14 protein-coding genes are annotated in these 16785 nt (G+C 66.6%); 10 read left to right on the forward strand and 4 right to left on the reverse strand.

The genetic code is table 11. The features are described from left to right. The first annotated feature begins 35 nt into the window (after positions 1-35). The 8 genes from QTH97_RS21960 to QTH97_RS21995 all read left to right on the forward strand — a co-directional run bounded on the left by QTH97_RS21960 (position 36) and on the right by QTH97_RS21995 (position 11473). Positions 36-2417: a xanthine dehydrogenase family protein molybdopterin-binding subunit gene (locus tag QTH97_RS21960; RefSeq protein ID WP_286570587.1), complete on the forward strand. Its 2382-nt coding sequence runs from the start codon at positions 36-38 to the stop codon at positions 2415-2417. A gap of 10 nt (positions 2418-2427) precedes the next feature. After that, positions 2428-3267 (forward strand): FAD binding domain-containing protein, encoded by an 840-nt coding sequence (locus tag QTH97_RS21965; protein WP_286570588.1) that lies wholly within the window; start codon positions 2428-2430, stop codon positions 3265-3267. Then, positions 3264-4466 (forward strand): xanthine dehydrogenase family Fe-S subunit, encoded by a 1203-nt coding sequence (locus tag QTH97_RS21970; RefSeq protein WP_286570589.1) that lies wholly within the window; start codon positions 3264-3266, stop codon positions 4464-4466. The genes QTH97_RS21965 and QTH97_RS21970 overlap by 4 nt, the downstream gene beginning before the upstream one ends. Positions 4467-4573: 107 nt before the next feature. After that, positions 4574-5602, forward strand: a complete 1029-nt coding sequence (locus tag QTH97_RS21975) for an ABC transporter substrate-binding protein (RefSeq protein WP_286570590.1) — start codon at positions 4574-4576, stop codon at positions 5600-5602. Continuing rightward, positions 5599-6405 carry an ABC transporter ATP-binding protein gene (locus QTH97_RS21980; protein ID WP_286570591.1) on the forward strand — a complete coding sequence of 269 codons (807 nt, stop codon included), beginning with the start codon at positions 5599-5601 and terminating at the stop codon, positions 6403-6405. The genes QTH97_RS21975 and QTH97_RS21980 overlap by 4 nt, the downstream gene beginning before the upstream one ends. After that, positions 6402-7166 carry an ABC transporter permease gene (locus QTH97_RS21985; RefSeq protein ID WP_286570592.1) on the forward strand — a complete coding sequence of 255 codons (765 nt, stop codon included), beginning with the start codon at positions 6402-6404 and terminating at the stop codon, positions 7164-7166. Before QTH97_RS21980 ends, QTH97_RS21985 begins: the two co-directional genes overlap by 4 nt. Before the next feature lie 60 nt (positions 7167-7226). Continuing rightward, positions 7227-8999 (forward strand): SpoIIE family protein phosphatase, encoded by a 1773-nt coding sequence (locus QTH97_RS21990; protein ID WP_286570593.1) that lies wholly within the window; start codon positions 7227-7229, stop codon positions 8997-8999. After that, positions 8996-11473, forward strand: coding sequence for a response regulator (locus QTH97_RS21995; RefSeq protein ID WP_286570594.1), 2478 nt, complete (start codon positions 8996-8998; stop codon positions 11471-11473). The genes QTH97_RS21990 and QTH97_RS21995 overlap by 4 nt, the downstream gene beginning before the upstream one ends. A gap of 85 nt (positions 11474-11558) precedes the next feature. Here QTH97_RS21995 and QTH97_RS22000 read toward each other — a convergent pair whose 3' ends face one another. From QTH97_RS22000 to QTH97_RS22010, 3 genes are all read right to left on the reverse strand, one after another. Further along, complete coding sequence (locus tag QTH97_RS22000; protein ID WP_286570595.1) at positions 11559-11762, reverse strand: hypothetical protein; 204 nt, start codon at positions 11760-11762, stop codon at positions 11559-11561. Between the two features lie 385 nt (positions 11763-12147). Then, positions 12148-12351, reverse strand: coding sequence for a hypothetical protein (locus tag QTH97_RS22005; RefSeq protein ID WP_286570596.1), 204 nt, complete (start codon positions 12349-12351; stop codon positions 12148-12150). 645 nt (positions 12352-12996) lie between these two features. Further along, positions 12997-13560 (reverse strand): hypothetical protein, encoded by a 564-nt coding sequence (locus QTH97_RS22010; RefSeq protein ID WP_286570597.1) that lies wholly within the window; start codon positions 13558-13560, stop codon positions 12997-12999. A gap of 680 nt (positions 13561-14240) precedes the next feature. On the opposite strand from QTH97_RS22010, the gene QTH97_RS22015 reads away from it, so the two are divergent. Then, positions 14241-14810 carry a GAF domain-containing protein gene (locus QTH97_RS22015; RefSeq protein WP_286570598.1) on the forward strand — a complete coding sequence of 190 codons (570 nt, stop codon included), beginning with the start codon at positions 14241-14243 and terminating at the stop codon, positions 14808-14810. Positions 14811-15312: 502 nt separating this feature from the next. Further along, positions 15313-16149, forward strand: a complete 837-nt coding sequence (locus tag QTH97_RS22020) for a methyltransferase, TIGR04325 family (RefSeq protein WP_286570599.1) — start codon at positions 15313-15315, stop codon at positions 16147-16149. Positions 16150-16236: 87 nt separating this feature from the next. On the opposite strand, the gene QTH97_RS22025 is transcribed toward QTH97_RS22020, so the two are convergent. Further along, entirely contained in the window at positions 16237-16470 is a 234-nt protein-coding gene (locus tag QTH97_RS22025; protein WP_286570600.1) for a hypothetical protein, read from the reverse strand. Positions 16471-16785 lie beyond the last annotated feature (315 nt).

A 16785-nucleotide genomic window follows, 5' to 3' on the forward strand; every position in this document is an offset into this window, starting at 1 on the left:
CGCCACTGGGCACTTGAACACGAGACACATTGAACATGCACACCCACACCGATGACCCCCGCGCCTCGAGCGCGCAAGGCGTAGGCGCACGGGTCCTGCGCAAGGAGGATGCCCGCCACCTCCATGGCAAGGGCCAGTTCGTCGCCGACATGAGCATGCCCGGGCTCAGCGAAGTCGCCTTTCTCCGCAGTCCCCTGGCCCACGCGCGAATCGTCGCGACGCATCTCCCGCCTGCCCGGGCCGGGCAGGTCGCGCTGCGCGAAACGATGGCCGATGCCAAGGACATCCTGGCCGACTCCACGCTGCCGACCTACCAGGCCTCGGCGCAGCCGCCTCTGGCCTCGGGCAAGGTCCGGTTCGTCGGCGAACCGGTCGCCATGGTGTTCGCGGCGACGCGCGCCGAAGCCGAGGACCTGGCCGAGCAAGTGGAGATCGAGTACGAGGAGCTTCCCGTCTATGCCGACGCCGAAACGTCGCGCGCGGCAAGCGCAGAGCTGATCCACCCGGGGTGGCGCAACAACACGTTCGTCACATTGCAGGCGGACAAGGAGTTCGAGGTCCACGCCAGGCGCGCCGCGCTGGTGGTGCGGCGCGAGGTGTCGCTGGCGCGGCAATGCATGGTGCCGATGGAAGGCAAGGCCGTGCTCGCCTATTGGGACCATCAGGCCGACCAGCTGGTGGTCGTGAGCGCGACGCAGGTGCCGCACATGATCCGTACCGTGCTGGCCGAATGCCTCGAGCTCGACCAGGCGCGCGTGCGCGTCATCTCCCCGGACGTGGGCGGTGCCTTCGGGTACAAGTGCGTGCTGCAACAGGAAGAGCTCTGCGTGGCCTGGCTGGCCAAGACCCATCGCAAGCCCTTCCGCTATCTGGAGGATCGCCGCGAGCACCTGATCGCCGGGGCCAACACCCGCGAGCACAAGTACCAGATGACCGCCTATGCCGACGAGCGCGGGAGGCTGTTGGCGCTCGACGCGCGCATCACCATCGACGGCGGCGCCTATTCGGTGTGGCCTTTCACCATCGGACTCGAGCCTGGCCAGGCCGTCGGCAATCTCCCCGGCCCCTACGCCTTCCGAGGCTATCGCTGTGTCACCGAGTGCGTGGCGACCAACAAGCCGGGTTTCGTGCCCTACCGCGGCGTGGCGCGCACCGGCGTGTGCTTTGCCATGGAGCTCACCATGGACGCGATCGCGCGTGCCGTGGGCCGTGAGCCTTGGGAAGTCCGCCTCGAGAACCTGGTGCCGGCGTCGGCCATGCCCTATGTCAACGTGGCCAACAAGCACTTCGACGGCGGTGACTATCCGGCCAGCCTGCTGAAGGCGCGGGACATGATCGACTTCGCCGACGTGCGCTCGCGCCAGCGCGAGGCACGCGCCGACGGCAAGCTGATCGGCGTCGGCTTCGCCACCTACACCGAGCAATCGGCCCACGGCACCTCCGTCTTCGCGACCTGGGGCACGCCGGTCATTCCCGGATTCGACCAGGCGACGGTGCGCATCACGCCGGACGGCGGCCTGGAGATCCGCGTCGGCGTGCATTCCCACGGCCAGGGCATGGAGACCACCTTCGCCCAGATCGCCCATGAGGTCCTGGGCGTCGACATCGCGCGGATCAAGATGCTGCACGGGGACACCGGGCAGACGCCGTTCTCCACGGGTACCTATGCATCCCGCTCGCTGGTGATGTCGGGCGGAGCGGTGTCGCGGGCCTGCAAGACACTGCTGCCGCGCATCCGTCACATTGGCGCCCACCTGCTCGGCGTGGGCGACGACGCCGTGACCTTCGAGGCGGGCCACGTCGTCAGCGCCGCGGGCCGCGTGTCGGTCGCCGACGTCGCCAGGGCCTGGTTCATCGACCCGAGCCGGCTGCCGCCCGACGTCGATCCGGCCGGGCTGGAGATCACCATCGGCTACAAGCCCAAGGTCGATACCGGCGCCTTCACCTATGCCAGTCACGCGGTCGCGGTGGCGGTGGACCCCGAAACCGGCCATGTGGAGATCCTCGACTACGTGATCGTCGAGGACTGCGGCACCATGATCAATCCGATGGTGGTCGAAGGACAGACCTACGGTGGCGTCGCCCAGGGCATCGGGACCGCCCTCTATGAAGAGACGCCTTACGACCGCAACGGCCAGCCGCTCGCGTCCACCCTGGCCGACTACATGCTGCCCGGCGCCACCGAAGTGCCGCACATGCGTATCCATCACTTCGAGACGCCGTCGCCTCACACCGAGTTCGGCGCCAAGGGGATGGGGGAGGGCGGTGCCATCGCCCCGCCCGCGGCCATCTTCAACGCCGTCAACGACGCCTTGCGCCCCTTGGGCGCCGAGGTCTCCCAAACCCCCTTGTCGCCGCGTCGCCTGCTCCAGGCCATCGCGGATGCGCAAGTCGTCGGCAGCCGCAAGGCCGCATGAGGACCGGTTCATGAAAGCCGCAAGCTTCGAGTATCTGCGCCCCGCCTCGCTGGCCGAGGCGCTCCGTGTGCTGGCGGGCGCCGTCGGCACGGCCAAGGTCATGGGCGGCAGCCAATCCATGGGACCCATGCTCAACCTGCGCCTGACGCGGCCCAAGCTCGTGGTCGATGTCTCCGCGCTGCCCGAGTTGCGCCAGGTGACGAAGGAGGCCGCTCTCATCCGCATCGGCGCCGCCGTCACCCATGCCGAGATCGAGGATGGCGTCCATCCGCTCCTGCGCGGCGGCATGCTGCAAGCGGTAGCGGGCGGCATCGCCTACCGTGCCATCCGCAACCGGGGAACCGTCGGCGGCAGCCTGGCGCACGCCGATCCGGCGGCCGACTGGGTCCTGGTCATGGCGGCCCTTGGCGCGCAGATCGAGATGGCCGGGGCCACCGGGTCCAGGCGCGTCCCGATGGACCGCTTCATGCAAGGCGCCTACACCACCGACCTGGCGGACGGCGAGCTGATCGCAGCGGTGCACGTTCCGGCGCTGAGCGACTCGGCGCGCTGGGGCTATCACAAGTTCTGCCGCAAGACCGGCGAGTTTGCCGAGGCCAGCTGCGCCGCGGTGTTCGATCCTGCGCGCAAGCTGGCGCGGGTCGTGATGGGGGCACTCGATGGCGCACCGCAGGCCTTGCCCGCGCTGGCCGCTCATGTGGCGCGCACGGGCAGCCTGCCCGAGCGCGCCGCGATCCAGGCAGCCGTCGCCGGCGCGACCCCGACCAAGGACGCGGTCGACCGCAAGCTCCTGGTCGCCGCCGTCGAACGCTGCCTTCAACAGGTTCTGATTCCGGAGACAACGCAATGACCTCGATCGCCGTCGAAATCAATGGGCAGGAGATCCGTCGCGATGTCCCCGCGCGCATGCACCTGGCCGACTTTGTTCGCGAGGAAGGCCGCCAGACCGGCACCCACCTCGGATGCGAGCACGGTGTCTGTGGCGCTTGCACGGTCTTGGTCGATGATCAACCGGTCCGCTCCTGCATCACCTTCGCAGTGGCCTGCGACGGCCACAAGGTGCGTACGGTCGAGGGCTACGCCGACGATCCCGTGATGGCGCTGCTGCGCCCCGCGTTCTCGCGCCACCATGCGTTGCAGTGCGGGTTCTGCACGCCGGGCATGTTGACGACGGCGCGCGACATCGTTCTGCGATGCCCGGATGCCGATGAGCAGAAGGTCCGGCTCGAGCTGTCGGGGAACCTTTGCCGTTGCACCGGCTACGTCGGCATCGTGGGTGCGATCCGGGATGTCCTGGATCAGACGCGCGGCGATGCGCATCCCGAGATCACGGCCCTGCGCGAAGCGACGAACGCGATACGCAATGCTGCCGTCATTCCGATCGCCAAGGCCGCATTCACGCCTTTCGAGGCCACCGACACCGGAAGCTCGGCGACGCTCGCATCCGACACCTCTGCGGCCGAGGAGCCCGCAGACGCGAGCACTGCGGCCAAGGGCACCCGCATCAAGGGTCATTTCACCGTGCCTTATCCCGCCGCGGAAGTCTGGCGCTTCATGGCCGATCTCCCGGCCGTGGCCGCCTGCCTGCCGGGGGCCGAATTGACCGAGCATGCGGGCAGCCGCGTGAAGGGTCGTGTCGCCATCAAGTTCGGTCCGATGTCCGCGAGCTTCAATGGCGCGGCGCGCCTCGAGCGCGACGAGTCCTCGCGCTCGGCCGTGCTCAAGGGCGCCGGGCAGGACTCGCTGAGCCAGTCCCGCGCCAACGGGGACGTGGCCTATCGGCTGGTCGAGGCCTCCCCCGCGTCGACCCGCGTCGACGTCGATCTCCTGTACTCGCTGCAGGGTCCGTTGGCACAGTTCTCGCGTTCGGGACTGGTCAAGGATTTCGTCGGACGCCTGATCCAGGAGTTCGGCAAGAACGTGGCGCTGCGCATGGACCCCACGCGCGCGCCCGATGCGCAGTTGCCTCCGGCACGGCTCAACGCCATGAGCCTCGGCTGGAGTGTTCTGTGGTCCCGGATACGGCGCCTGTTCGGTGCCGGCGGCTGACGAAACACCGGTACCCCGCTGATCCACCAACCCCTTCACGGCACGGGCTTCGAGCTCGCGCCGCGGACGGAGCTTTGCCTGTTCACTTGTTCTGGAGGTCCCACGTCATGATTGCATCGATCCCGAAACTCTTGTCCCGTCTGCTGGCCGGCTGTGTCGGCCTGGCCCTGGCGGCCAGCGCCGCCGCGCAGGCGCCTGAAAAGCTCAAGGTCCGCCTCGACTGGACACCGTGGGGGGTGCACGGCGCCGTCCATCTCGCGCAGCAAAAGGGCTGGTTCAACGCCGCCGGCCTCGATGTCCAGCTCGAAGATGGCAACGGCTCGGTGACCACGGTGCAGATCGTCGGCGCGGGCGACCAGTTCGATGTCGGCCACGCGGCCCTCGCCTCGATGATGATCGCCCGCGACAAGGGGCTGCCTGTCAAGGCGGTGGCGGTGTTCGCGCGCCTGAGCGACGTCGGCCTTCTGGTGCCGGCCGGCGCGGGCATCAAGGGACCGAAGGACCTCAAGGGCAAGAAGGTGGCCTACACCGCGGGCTCTCTGGAAGCCCCCTTCATCGATGCCTTCCTCGCGGCGGGCGGCCTGAAAAAGAGCGACATCGACCTGATCAACGTCGATGCCGCCGGCAAGGCCGCGACCTATGCGGCCGGCCGCACCGACGCCGCCTTCTCCACCATTCCCTTCTTCCTGCCGGTGGTCTCGCAGACCCGTTCTTCCGAAGCGATCCGCTTTGCGGACTACAACCTCAACATGCCGAGCTTCGGCTTGTTCGCTTCCGAGTCGAAACTCGCTACACGGCGCGAAGCGATCTCCAAGTTCGCAAGCGTCGTTGCTGCAAGCTGGCAGTACATCTACAGCGGCCACGAGGACGAGGCGGTCGAGGCCATCGTGGCACAACGTCCGCAAGCCAGGCTCGACAGCAAGGTGTTGCGCGGGCAGATCGATGCGCTGCGCGGCTTCTTCCAACTGCCGGCGCCGGCGGGGCAGCCGCTCGGCGCGCCTGTGGCTTCCGACTGGAGCACGGCCGTCAAGACGCTGTCGGACGCCGGGCTGGTCAAGTCCATCAAGGATGGCAACGAGTTCTTCGTGCCCGGCCTGGTGCGTCCGGTCGCGGTCTCGGCGGTGGCGGCCAAATGAACGCGGCCGCCATTCACGCCAAGGGCGTGCGCAAGGTCTATCCCGGCGAGCGTGCCCTGACGGCGCTCGATGGGATTTCGCTGGACGTGAAGCCTGGCGAATTCGTCAGCATCCTCGGCCCGAGTGGCTGCGGCAAGAGCACCTTCCTGCGCTGCGTGGCCGGCCTGGAGACGATCAGCGGCGGAGCGCTGAGCGTCGACGGCCAGCCCGTGGACGGGCCGCCCGATCATGTCGGCATGGTCTTCCAGCGCGATGCCCTGCTCGAATGGCGCAGCATCGAGCGCAACATCCTGCTGCCCATCGAGTTCGCGGGCAAGCCGGCTGCCGACTACCGCGCCCCCATGGCGGAACTGCTGGCGCTCACGGGTCTTTCCGAGTTCGGCGACCGCTATCCGCGCGAGCTGTCCGGTGGGATGCGCCAGCGCGCCGCGATCTGCCGCGCCCTGATCGACAAGCCCAGCCTGCTGCTGATGGACGAGCCCTTCGGTGCGCTGGATGCGCTCACGCGTGACCAGATGAACGTGGAGTTGCAACGCATCTGGCTCGAGACGCGCAACACGGTGATGTTCGTGACCCACGGCATCGCGGAAGCCGTGTTCCTGGCCGATCGCGTGGTCGTGCTGTCGCCGCGGCCGGGCCGCATTGCGGACATCATCGATGTCGACCTCCCGCGTCCTCGCCGGTTGGCGGTGCGCGAGACGGCTCGATTCGGCGCCTACACGGGACGCATCCGCAAGCTCTTCCACGAGATGGGGCTCATCAACGAAGAGCCCGGTGAGATCAGAGAGGAGTTGGCCGCATGAACACCCTCCACAAAAAGGGCCGGCAGTGGGCCCTCGGTGCCGCCTCGATCGTCATCTTCCTGCTGCTGTGGGAGGCGTCGGTGCGGCTGCTGCATGTGCGGCCCATCACGCTGCCGCCGCCGTCCGCGGTGCTGCTCGAGTTGGGGAACGAATGGCATTGGTACCTGGATCATGCCGGCTTCACGCTGCTCACGACCCTTGGCGGCTTTGCGCTGGCCGCGGTGGTGGGTGTGGGACTGGCCATGCTCCTGGTGGGATCGCGTCGCTTCGAACATGCGATCTATCCGCTGATCGTGGGTCTGAACAGCGTGCCCAAGGTCGCGATCGCGCCGCTCTTCGTGATCTGGCTCGGCACCGGCTCGGAACCGAAGATTGCCATCGCGTTCCTGATCGCCGTGTTCGCGGTGATCGTCGACGCGGTCCACGGCCTGAGGTCGGTGCCCCAGGACGTGCTCGACCTCGGCCGCGTGCTCAAAGGATCCACGCTCGACTTCTTCCTCAAGGTGCGACTGCCTTGCGCGCTGCCCTCGATCCTCACCGGCATGAAAGTCGCCATCTCGCTCGCCCTGGTCGGCGCGATCGTCGGCGAATTCGTCGCCTCGCAGCGCGGGCTCGGCTACGTGATCCTCAGCGCACAGGGCACCTTCGACACCACTCGCGTGTTTGCGGCCGTCTTCGTGCTCGCGCTGCTGGGCATCGGGCTGTACGGCGGGGTGGCCTGGGCAGAGCGACGAGCGACCCCGTGGCGCAAGCTCGATTGATCGAAGAGCGGGAGCAGGCGGGTCGGGCCGCCGACGCCGGGTAGCCGCGAGGCGGGCCTTGTGCTTGCCAACCGTCCCGGCGGCTCGGAGAATCCGTTTCCCGCACAGCACGTGCTGCTGGCAGAAGCGATGAACCCCGATCCTGCCCCTCCCGTCGCGCTCGTGGTCGACGACGAGCCGGTAACCCGCCTGATGGTGAAGCGGTCGCTGGAGAACCTCGGCTGCTCCCCGGTGCTGGAGGCATCCGACGGGCTCGCCGCCCAGAAAGTCCTGCTCGAGCACCCGGAAGTCGCGCTGGTGCTGACGGACATCATGATGCCTCGCATGGACGGGCTGGAACTCCTGCGCTGGGGGCGCCAGGCGGTCCCGGGTGCCATGTGGATCGTGCTTTCAGGGCTGGAGACCTTCGATTCGGCCGTGACCGCGATCCGCCTGGGGGCCTTCGACTTCCTGTCCAAGTCGCCGCACTCGGAAGAGATGGGTGTCGCGGTGCGCAACGCGCTCGAGCGACGGCAATTGCTGGCCGAACGCGAGCGGCTGCACCACGAACTGCAGCGCAAGGTCCGCCAGCTCGAAGAGACTTCCGAAGTGCTTCGTCGCGACCTCGAGCGGGCGGAGGTGATCCAGCGCGCGCTGCTGCCGCGCAGCCCGCCCCCGATGGAGGGCTACTGCATCCAGGCGGTCTACCGGCCCGGGCAGCACGTGGGCGGCGACCTCTACGACGTGGTGCGGCTGGGTGAGCGGCACCTCGCCTTCTATCTGGCCGACGCCACCGGTCACGGGGTGACCTCGGCGATGCTGTCGGTGCTGTTCAAGCAGCGGCTGGTGCTGGTGGACCCGGCGACGGGCCTCGCGCTGCCGCCGGCGGAAGTGTTGGCCGCGGTGAACCGCTCGATCTGCGAGGCCCACGCTGCGCCGGGCCTCTTCCTGACAGCCGTCTTTGGTCTGCTGGATTCGTCGGATGCGAGCCTCACGCTGGCGTCGGCGGGCCATCCACCCGTGATGCACGCGCGCGATGGCCGGGAGACGCGTCTGATACGACGCACGGGGCCCGCGCTCGGGCTGTCGCCGGACGCGCAGTTCGAGCAGGAACGCCTCCAGCTCCTGGCGGGTGACCGGATCCTGCTCTACACCGACGGGCTGCTGCCCTCGGGATCGGAGCGTGAACTGGATCTTCTGCAGCAGGTGCTCGCCAAGCCGCTCGCCAGCGCGCAGGAAATGATGGCCTATCTTCACAGCGAGGCGCCGGCCGTCGCGGATCGGGATGACGTGACCATCCTGCTCATCGATGCGCATGCGGGCGCCTCGTGGTTCGATAACGGCGCCGAGGCGCCCGCGGCCACTGTCCAAGGCGCCGTGCGGCCCGAGGACGATGTCGTCTTCCATGGCGAGACGAACGGCGCCGCCTATCTTGCGTTGCGTGGCCGGGCCTCCTGGATGCATTGCGATGCCTTCCACGAAGCGGCCCTGATCGTTCTGAATGGCGGCCGCCCCCTGGTGCTGGACCTGTCCGGTTGCGAGTACATGGACAGCACCTGTCTCGGCACGGTGCACGAACTGGTCGCGTGGGGGGGTGTGTCGCTCATGGGCGTGGCACCCGCGGTGCGCGCCCTGTTCGAGGAGCTGAGCATGCAACAGGTGCTCGTGGCGATCCGCGAGGACCTGCCGGCCGCGCCCGAGCTCCGCACCCTGGGCACGGGCGGCGATGAGGCCGCCGCGCAGAGCCGGATCCTGCGTGCGCACGAGGCCCTCTCCGCGCTGAGCGAACGCAATCGCGAGGTGTTCAAGGACGTCGTCGAGTCGCTGCGCGACGAGCAGGGCGGGCCGAGATGACCGATGCCGTTCGCGTGCTGCATCTCGAGGACGACCCGGCCGACGCGGAGCTCATCCGCGGCAGGCTGCAGGGCGAGGATCTCACCTGCGACATCGTGTGGGTGCAGACGCGGGAAGCCTTCATGTCCAACCTGCACCGGCAGGCCTTCGACCTCGTTCTGTCGGACTACGAGGTCGGCGGCCTGGAGATGCTGCAGTACGTGCGGCAGCAGCAGCCGGAACTTGTGCTGATCGTGATCTCCGACAGGTTGATGACCGAGGAAGAGGCGGTGGAATGCATGAAGGCCGGCGCCACGGACTACGTGCTCAAACAGCGGGTGCGACGGCTGGGCTTCTCGGTACGGCGAGCGCTGGAGGAGCAACGGCAGCGAGCGGCACTGCGCCAGGCGGAAGAGAACCTGCGTGCCTTGAACGCCGAGCTCGAGGCGCGCGTGCGCCAGCGCACCGCCGAACTGGAAACAGCCAATGCGTTCCTGAACTCGGTGATTCACCAGATCCCGTATCAGTTCATGGTCAAGGACGCCGTCGACCTGAAGCTCATCCGCGTCAACCGCGCCCTCGAGGAACTGACGGGCCGCAGCGAAAAGGAGCTCCTCGGCAAGACCGTTCACGACTTCGTCAGTTCCAAGGAGGAGGCCGATTTCTTCACCGCCAAGGACAAGGAGGCCCTGGCGCTGGGCCGCGAGGTCGACATCCCCGAGGAGACCCTGCATGCCCATGATGGCAGCGTGCGGATCCTCCACGCGAAAAAGATCCCGATCCTCGATGAGACCGGCCAGCCGCGCTACCTGCTGACCATGTCGGAAGACGTGACGGAGCGAAAGAAGAAGGAACATGAGATCGAACGGCTGAACGCGGCCCTGGCGCACCGCAGTGCCGAGGTGGAGGCCGCCAATCGCGCCAAGGGCACCTTCCTGGCCACCATGAGCCACGAGATCAGGACGCCCATGAACGGCATGCTGGGCATGCTGGAACTGCTGAGCCTGTCCGAGCTCGACACGGAACAACGCGAGACGCTGGGGCTTGTGCGTGAATCAAGCCGTTCGCTGCTGCGCGTCATCGACGACATCCTCGACTTCTCGAAGATCGAGGCCGGCAAGCTGGAGGTGCGTCCGGAAGTCGTCTCGATCAAGCGCGTGATCGAGGAAGTTCACAGCATCTATCTGGGCAACGCGAGCAGCAAGGGCCTGATCGTGCGCCGCATGGTCGATGCGCGGATCAGTCCGGCGCTGCGGGTCGATCCGGTGCGCCTGCGCCAGATCCTCAACAACTTCGTCAGCAACGCGATCAAGTTCACGTCCGAGGGCTGGATCGACATCAACGTGCAATGCCTGGGGCGCGCGGACGGGCAGGAACGCCTGCGCTTCGAGGTGAAGGACACCGGCATCGGCATCTCGCCCGAGGACCAGGAGCGGCTGTTCCAGCCGTTCACCCAGGCGGAAGGCGATGCTGCGCGGCGACGGCCGAGCGGCACCGGGCTGGGGCTGGTCATCTCGCGGCAACTGGCGCAGTTGATGGGGGGCTCGATCCGGCTCGACAGCGAGCAAGGGAGGGGCACGACGATCACCTTGGAACTGTCGCTGCCCATTGCCGAGGCGCCGCCGGGTGGCGACAACGAGGCGGCGGGTGCGCAGGCGGTCGCGACGGCGGCGCGCCGCATGGCACCCAGCACCGCGCAGGCCGAGACCGAAGGCACCCTGGTGCTGCTGGTCGATGACCATCCCGTCAACCGCATGCTGCTGATGCGCCAGGTGCGTGCCCTCGGCTACGCCGCCCAGACCGCGGACGACGGCGTCAACGCCCTGGAGATGTGGAAGTCGGGGCGTTTCGGGCTGGTCATCACCGACTGCCACATGCCGCACATGGACGGCTACGACCTGGCGCGCAGCATCCGCGAGCTGGAGTCCGACGCGGGGCGCGCGCGTGTGCCGATCGTCGCCTGCACGGCGAATGCGATGCAGGGAGAGGCCGAATCGTGCCTGGCCGCGGGCATGGATGATTTCCTCGTCAAGCCGGTCGAGCTGGCGCAGCTCAGTGAAAAGCTCGATCGATGGCTGCCTCTTGCCAGGGCGACACAGGCGCCTGCGGCGCCGGTCGAAGCGAGCCGGGACGATGCCGTCGCCCCCGGACCGATCGATGAGGCACTCCTCTCTGCGAAATGCGCGGGCGACGCGTCGATGGTGGCCGAGGTTCTCGTGGCCTTCCGGCAGACCTGCCAGGACGACTCGACCGCACTCCGGCAGGCGGTGGCCGCCGAGGACGCTGCCCAGAGCACCCAGTTCGCCCACCGCATGGCGGGTGCCGGCAAGATGGTCGGCGCTCTTGCATTCGCCTCCGCCTGCGAGAACGTGGAGCGCGCCAGCCGGGGCGGCACCTGGAAGAACGTGGTCGCGGCAATGCCGGCATTCGAGGATGAACTGCGGCGCCTGGTCGTCTACTTCGAGCCTCGCGGGCAGCAGCAGATGCTTTCCTGATCTTGCCCCGAATCGGGGGTCGCGGGATGAAGTCAAGTCCTCGTTCCGGTACGCGAGCGAGGTTCTCATCAACCTCCGGCTCCGCCTAGCGGCTACGCGTCCTCCTGCATTCGCTTTCGACGCGGGCCCGGACCGTCAGGTCGTTGTCGTTGCGCATGTCATAGACGGCCTGCGCGATGTCCTGCATCGCCTTGCTTGTGCTGGGATCGGTTGCTTCGGCCGCAGCGGCGGCGGCGACCCGAGCCTGCGGGATGCCTTGCTTGCGCGCCTTGTTCATCTCGACGCTCACGTTGGCGAGCTCGTCACAGATCGTGTCCTGCTCCGCGGAAAGCTGGGGCGCCGCACCCGCCAAGGCCAAACCCACGGCCGCCAGGAGCGAGCCGCCGAGGCGGGGAGGGCTGGGAAGAGTGATGGCCGGTCGCACTGGAGAGGTTTCGCAAAGGCGATGGAGCCATGGTGACATCCAAGGGCTCCGCCGCACCACTGCATAAGACATGTCGCTGACCCGATGACCGCTGGAATTTCTGACCCATCTGGCTGCTGGGTGTGCCGTACCGCCGGAGGGGTCTGCTGCCTTTCGGGGCGACGGGCGTTTGCCCATACGGCCCGCACCGTCTGGGCGAACGCTTTCGCGGAGCTTGCGGCTGCGCGGAGCGCGCTGGTCACCGGCTCGGTCAGGTCCTCTTCGAACGCGCACGCAGTTGGAGATACTTCGCCCACAAGCGCGAGGTCTGCGCTTCGAGTTCAGCTTCCATGTCTTCCTCGTCCGCCGCAGCCCGCGCGCTCGCGCGTCTGTCCTCGTCGTCTCCGTCCAGCGGATTGGGCCACGGCGGGAACGGCCAGTAGGGATCGCTCGGCGGTGTTGCGCTGTCGGACATGACGGCAAGCATCGTAGCGACGGCGGCGTCTCCCCGAAACAGAGAAGGTCGCACGCCGGGGTCCCGGGCATCGCCGAGCCGCCGTACCCGCGACCCGAGTGCCACGGCACCACCACCCCGGCGCTGGACATCGGCACAGGATCCGTCACCGGGCATGTGCATCGCCGCTCACCATCGCGCTGACGTGCCGCCAGTGCCGGACATCCACCTCGCGTGATGGACACCCGTTGAACACGCCAGGCTCCTGCCTTCGGGAACGGGCTTGCCCGGCATGCGAGCTTTTCACTGTGCACTTCACGCCGATCTCTGCGTCCTGGCTGAGCCAGGTCGAGCACTGGCCCTCCACCCTGACGCAAAAGTACATCCGCCGCGGCACGCATGGACCGGCCAGGTGCGTCGCCGTGGACCGCTGTTCTCCGTAGGGCTGAGTCTTTGGAGCAGCCAGGATTGGCAGCCGTGTTGAGTCCCAATGGCGAAATGAAGATGGGTTGAAGCGTTGACCGAAAGCCTGCTCGGGTCGCAACTGCCGTTGCGTCTGGTCGTATTCCGATCGCGTTCCGACCCGGCGCCACGGCTCGGTCTTGGACGAAACGGGATGTGCCGGAGCCCGCTCGGGTGCTCCGCGCTTGGCGAGGGCGGCATTCCTTACGGGTTGGCGGCGCGAAGACGCTGCGTCACGGGGCGCAGCCACTGCTTCATGCGTCGTTGCAGCGACGGCGATGTGGTGAACCGCTTGTAGCGGGCCTGCTCCAGGGCGAGGCATTCTTCGAGCATCTGCAGAGCGGTCGGGTGGGGCTCCCAGATCGCGTTGACGACATACTGTCCGGCTCTCTTCTGTGCGACATCGGGAACCACCGTGATTTCGGTGGCGCCGAAGCTTCGAAGAAATGAGGCTCGTGCGGCTGCTTCGGCGATCCCTTCGTCTTCGCCCGGTGCCCGGTAGTGCAACGACACAGTGATGCGACACAACGCAGCTTCCAGCGACATCGCATGGAAGATGATCTCGAGCAATGCCAGTTTCCGTACTGCGATCGCGTGCTCCGCACTGATGCCCAGCGGACGAAAGTGCTCGATATGGAGGAGGCGCCCCGACCCATCGAGTGCGGCGACTTCCGCCGAGGCGATCGCGCGCGAGTTGACGCAAAGGTAAACCGGAGAACCCCAGCGCACAGGGCCGCCGTTGTCACCTGAGACGATAAGTCGTGTCATCGCTTCTGGATCAGATCGGCTCCCGACGAACTGTCGGGACTACCGCCGCGAGCGGTGCGCTCGCTGGGGGGAGTTTAGACCGAAAGCATTCAATTGAAAGGGCCGCACGGCGCAATGCGGGAGGGGCCGAGGTCAGGTCAGGGGCCGAAGCTTCGAAGGTCCTGTGTGCGCTCTCGACAGGTCATCAGCCGCGCCGAGAGCGTCAGCGCTCGTAGGCCTCCTCGCCGTTCTTCGGCCCTCCGCTCGAAGCATGTCGACGGGTTTGCAACGGCGATGGCCTCGCTCCCCCATGGCGGCGCGCACGACCTGGTGCATTGCAATCGCGCCAAAGGTTCCTGGCACGTGGGACCGTTCGGGGAGAGCCCTGGGCAACCGACTTCCTCGAGCGCTCGGCGCCCCCGTCTGGGTGAGAGCAAACACCTGAGCCGCGCTTTCGCGAGAGAAGGCTCAGGCAGATGGGCTGATCCCAGGGGCCGATGCGATCAAGCAGCCGGCGGCGCTGAGAAGTCACACCTGAATGAGGAACTGTAAGTTGGCGCCGGCGATGCCCGCACGAGACCCGAATTGGAATGTCGCGGTCAAAGTCGTTATATATGTCAACCATTTTCGTGAATTCTGCGTCGTTTCGCGCAGGGAGAACCGGCACTAACGTCATACGATTGCGTCAGGAGGATAGGGCGGTGGAAACAGACGGGGGAAGGGGCGGGGACATCGACCGTCCCGAAGGGTTGGAACGGGCAGCGGCGGTCACGGCGGAAGCCGATTTCCAGGACGGCGTTTCATACATTGAACAGTCGATCGGTGGACTGCTGCGAGTCGTTCGCGAGCAGCTCGACCTGGAGGTTGTTTTCCTCGGTGAATTCGTCGAGGGGAAACGGGTCTTCCGTCATATCGCCGCTGGAAAAGGAAGTGCCCCGATCGAGGTCGGCCAGAGTCACTTTCTTGATCAGACGATCTGCAAGCGCATCGTAGATGGCAGCATGCCCAACGTGCTGGCGAGTGTCGCCCGCGTGCGAACCAAATTCGGCCTGCCGCCGACGTATGAAGCGCTTGGCGCCCACATCGGCGTCCCGGTCCGGTACTCGGACGGAACTCTCTATGGCGTGCTTTGCGGCTTCAGTTTCTCGCCGCGCGACCATCTCGACGAGCGGGACGTGAGGCGGTTGGAGATGGCCGCTAAGGCGGCGGCTCGGTTGCTCGCACAAGCGCAGGGCATTGACTTGGATGGGCCGCTATCGCCGCAGGGCTGATCGTTTGGGCGGCGCATCCCAGGAGCCTTCAAGAGGCGGGCAAGAAGGCCCGCGGGGTCAAGTGCGGCGACGGCAACGGTAGGGTCTTTCATTGGGAGGACCGGCCATGGTCTGGCCGCGCTGGCTGGAGCGCTCTGGCTTTTGTGGACGGCGCCAGCGGCTCAGTGTCGAGTGATGTCGATCGCTATCCGCGCGTCGCTCGCCCGATGATCCGTAAGCACTGGATCGTTGATCGCGAGGGTGCGCCCATCGCTGTGACAGACGACCCCTGGCGTTTCTCCGGGGCCGGCCCAAGGATGCAGCAAGGAGAAAGAACGGGGCCTCTCGGCTGGCCGGGGCGCGCTCAGGTCCGACCCGGTTCTTTGACGGTGAGCAAACGTGGGAACCCATCCCTTCTGCCGACCCGGTTCTGGGAGTCAAATCCTACTTTCCATGGTTGCTCCTGCGCAGACAATGGCGCAGGTCGCATCCACGCGATCGGCCGCATGCAAGGGAATGAGGCATGTCACACGCGAGCGCCGCCCAGATTGTCCGCGAGCTGCTGGAGGGACCGGTCACTCGACCTGCGTTGCTCCGATGGAGAAGGCGTCAATTCCTCGCGAAGGCGGGGACGAGCCTCTACTTCGGCGTGTTCGACAGCTTCGCGGCGGCTCGCGAACGCTTGCCGCCGAGCCCTGAATTCAACAACGAACAGCTGGCGACCGAGTACGTCGAGGTCCGAACGCGGCAGGTATTCGCCTACGACTACCCGGTGATGTGGTGGCTCGAGAGGGCCTTTCGCGGCGGAGCCACGAGCGTGCTGGACATTGGAGGTTCGGTCGGCGTGCACTACCACGCCTATCGACGGTACTTCGAGATGCCGAGCAACCTCACTTGGCACATCATCGAAGTCCCCGCGATGGTCTCCATCGGGTGCGCGCTGGCAGCGGCCCGGGGCGTGAAATCTCTGAGCTTCACGGATGACTTGAACCGCACGATCAGCAGCGCTGACGCTGACATCTGGCTTTCCGCGGGCGCACTTCATTACTTGGAGGACGCGCGACCGGCAGATCTGCTGAAGCGATGCTTCAAACAGCCCATGCATCTCCTGCTCAACAAGCTGCCGCTTTGTGCGGGCGAAGACTTCGTGACGACCCAGAACATCGGCGAAGGCTGCTTCGCTCCAATGCATGTGTTCAACGGTGATCGGCTGATCCGCGAGGTGGAAGCGCAAGGCTATACGCTGCGAGATCGATGGAAGGTCTACGAACGCTCGCTGTACGTGCCCGGCCACCCGGAGCGATCATTCCCCTTCTTCACGGGCCTGTATTTCGCCGGGCTGGCGAATGAGACGAGATGAACGGGGTGGTCGACTCGGGAGCATGCGTCGATGCCGTTCGACGCGGCGTTCATCGTCGCGTTCGCGCTGTGGCGAGATTCTGCAGGATCAATCCGGCTCCGTTTTGAAAAGCCCACGAACGTTCAGCGCGGCCAGGCAGACTTGCAAGGCGATCAGGGCCCATGCGTCGGTGTGAAGCCCCCAAACCAACCAAAGGCCGTTGCTGAGCAGAAATATCCAGAAGCCCGCATTGCGCCTTCCCTTTGAACTTGAGGCTACGAGGTAGGCCGCTGCAACCGACGCCGCAAATGCAGGCCATTGCACAAGATTTAATGGTTCCATGGTCTTTGTTGCGCCTGCGCCTGGCGTAGGCAACGGTTTCCTGCGCCATGTTTGTCAAAGCTGGAATGTCAGTTCGGCGGGCTTCGGGCCAAGTCATCCAGCAACCACGCGCGAAGTAGGCGACTGCTTGCTCGGGTGCAAGCAGAGACGGCCTTGAGCCCGTTCGGCTCGAACGTGCTCAATCTGTAGTTCGCTCGTTCGCCGGCAGGACACAGGCACTCGTCCGCCTTCGCGATGGAGTGGAGGTCGCGTTTCGTCGAGGAGGCCCTCGGCCTTGGCGTTCGAGGTCATCGGCCTGGGCACGCAGGTCTCGAT

The organism is Variovorax gracilis, from assembly GCF_030317115.1.
GTDB classification, from domain to species: domain Bacteria; phylum Pseudomonadota; class Gammaproteobacteria; order Burkholderiales; family Burkholderiaceae_C; genus Variovorax; species Variovorax gracilis.

Excerpts from the sequence above, each read along its gene's own strand:
- QTH97_RS21960 (WP_286570587.1), top strand. The coding sequence starts at position 36 with ATGCACACCCACACCGATGACCCCCGCGCCTCGAGCGCGCAAGGCGTA.
- QTH97_RS21965 (WP_286570588.1), top strand. The coding sequence starts at position 2,428 with ATGAAAGCCGCAAGCTTCGAGTATCTGCGCCCCGCCTCGCTGGCCGAG.
- QTH97_RS21970 (WP_286570589.1), top strand. The coding sequence starts at position 3,264 with ATGACCTCGATCGCCGTCGAAATCAATGGGCAGGAGATCCGTCGCGAT.
- QTH97_RS21975 (WP_286570590.1), top strand. The coding sequence starts at position 4,574 with ATGATTGCATCGATCCCGAAACTCTTGTCCCGTCTGCTGGCCGGCTGT.
- QTH97_RS21980 (WP_286570591.1), top strand. The coding sequence starts at position 5,599 with ATGAACGCGGCCGCCATTCACGCCAAGGGCGTGCGCAAGGTCTATCCC.
- QTH97_RS21985 (WP_286570592.1), top strand. The coding sequence starts at position 6,402 with ATGAACACCCTCCACAAAAAGGGCCGGCAGTGGGCCCTCGGTGCCGCC.
- QTH97_RS21995 (WP_286570594.1), top strand. The coding sequence starts at position 8,996 with ATGACCGATGCCGTTCGCGTGCTGCATCTCGAGGACGACCCGGCCGAC.
- QTH97_RS22005 (WP_286570596.1), bottom strand. The coding sequence starts at position 12,351 with ATGTCCGACAGCGCAACACCGCCGAGCGATCCCTACTGGCCGTTCCCG.
- QTH97_RS22010 (WP_286570597.1), bottom strand. The coding sequence starts at position 13,560 with ATGACACGACTTATCGTCTCAGGTGACAACGGCGGCCCTGTGCGCTGG.
- QTH97_RS22020 (WP_286570599.1), top strand. The coding sequence starts at position 15,313 with ATGTCACACGCGAGCGCCGCCCAGATTGTCCGCGAGCTGCTGGAGGGA.
- QTH97_RS22025 (WP_286570600.1), bottom strand. The coding sequence starts at position 16,470 with ATGGAACCATTAAATCTTGTGCAATGGCCTGCATTTGCGGCGTCGGTT.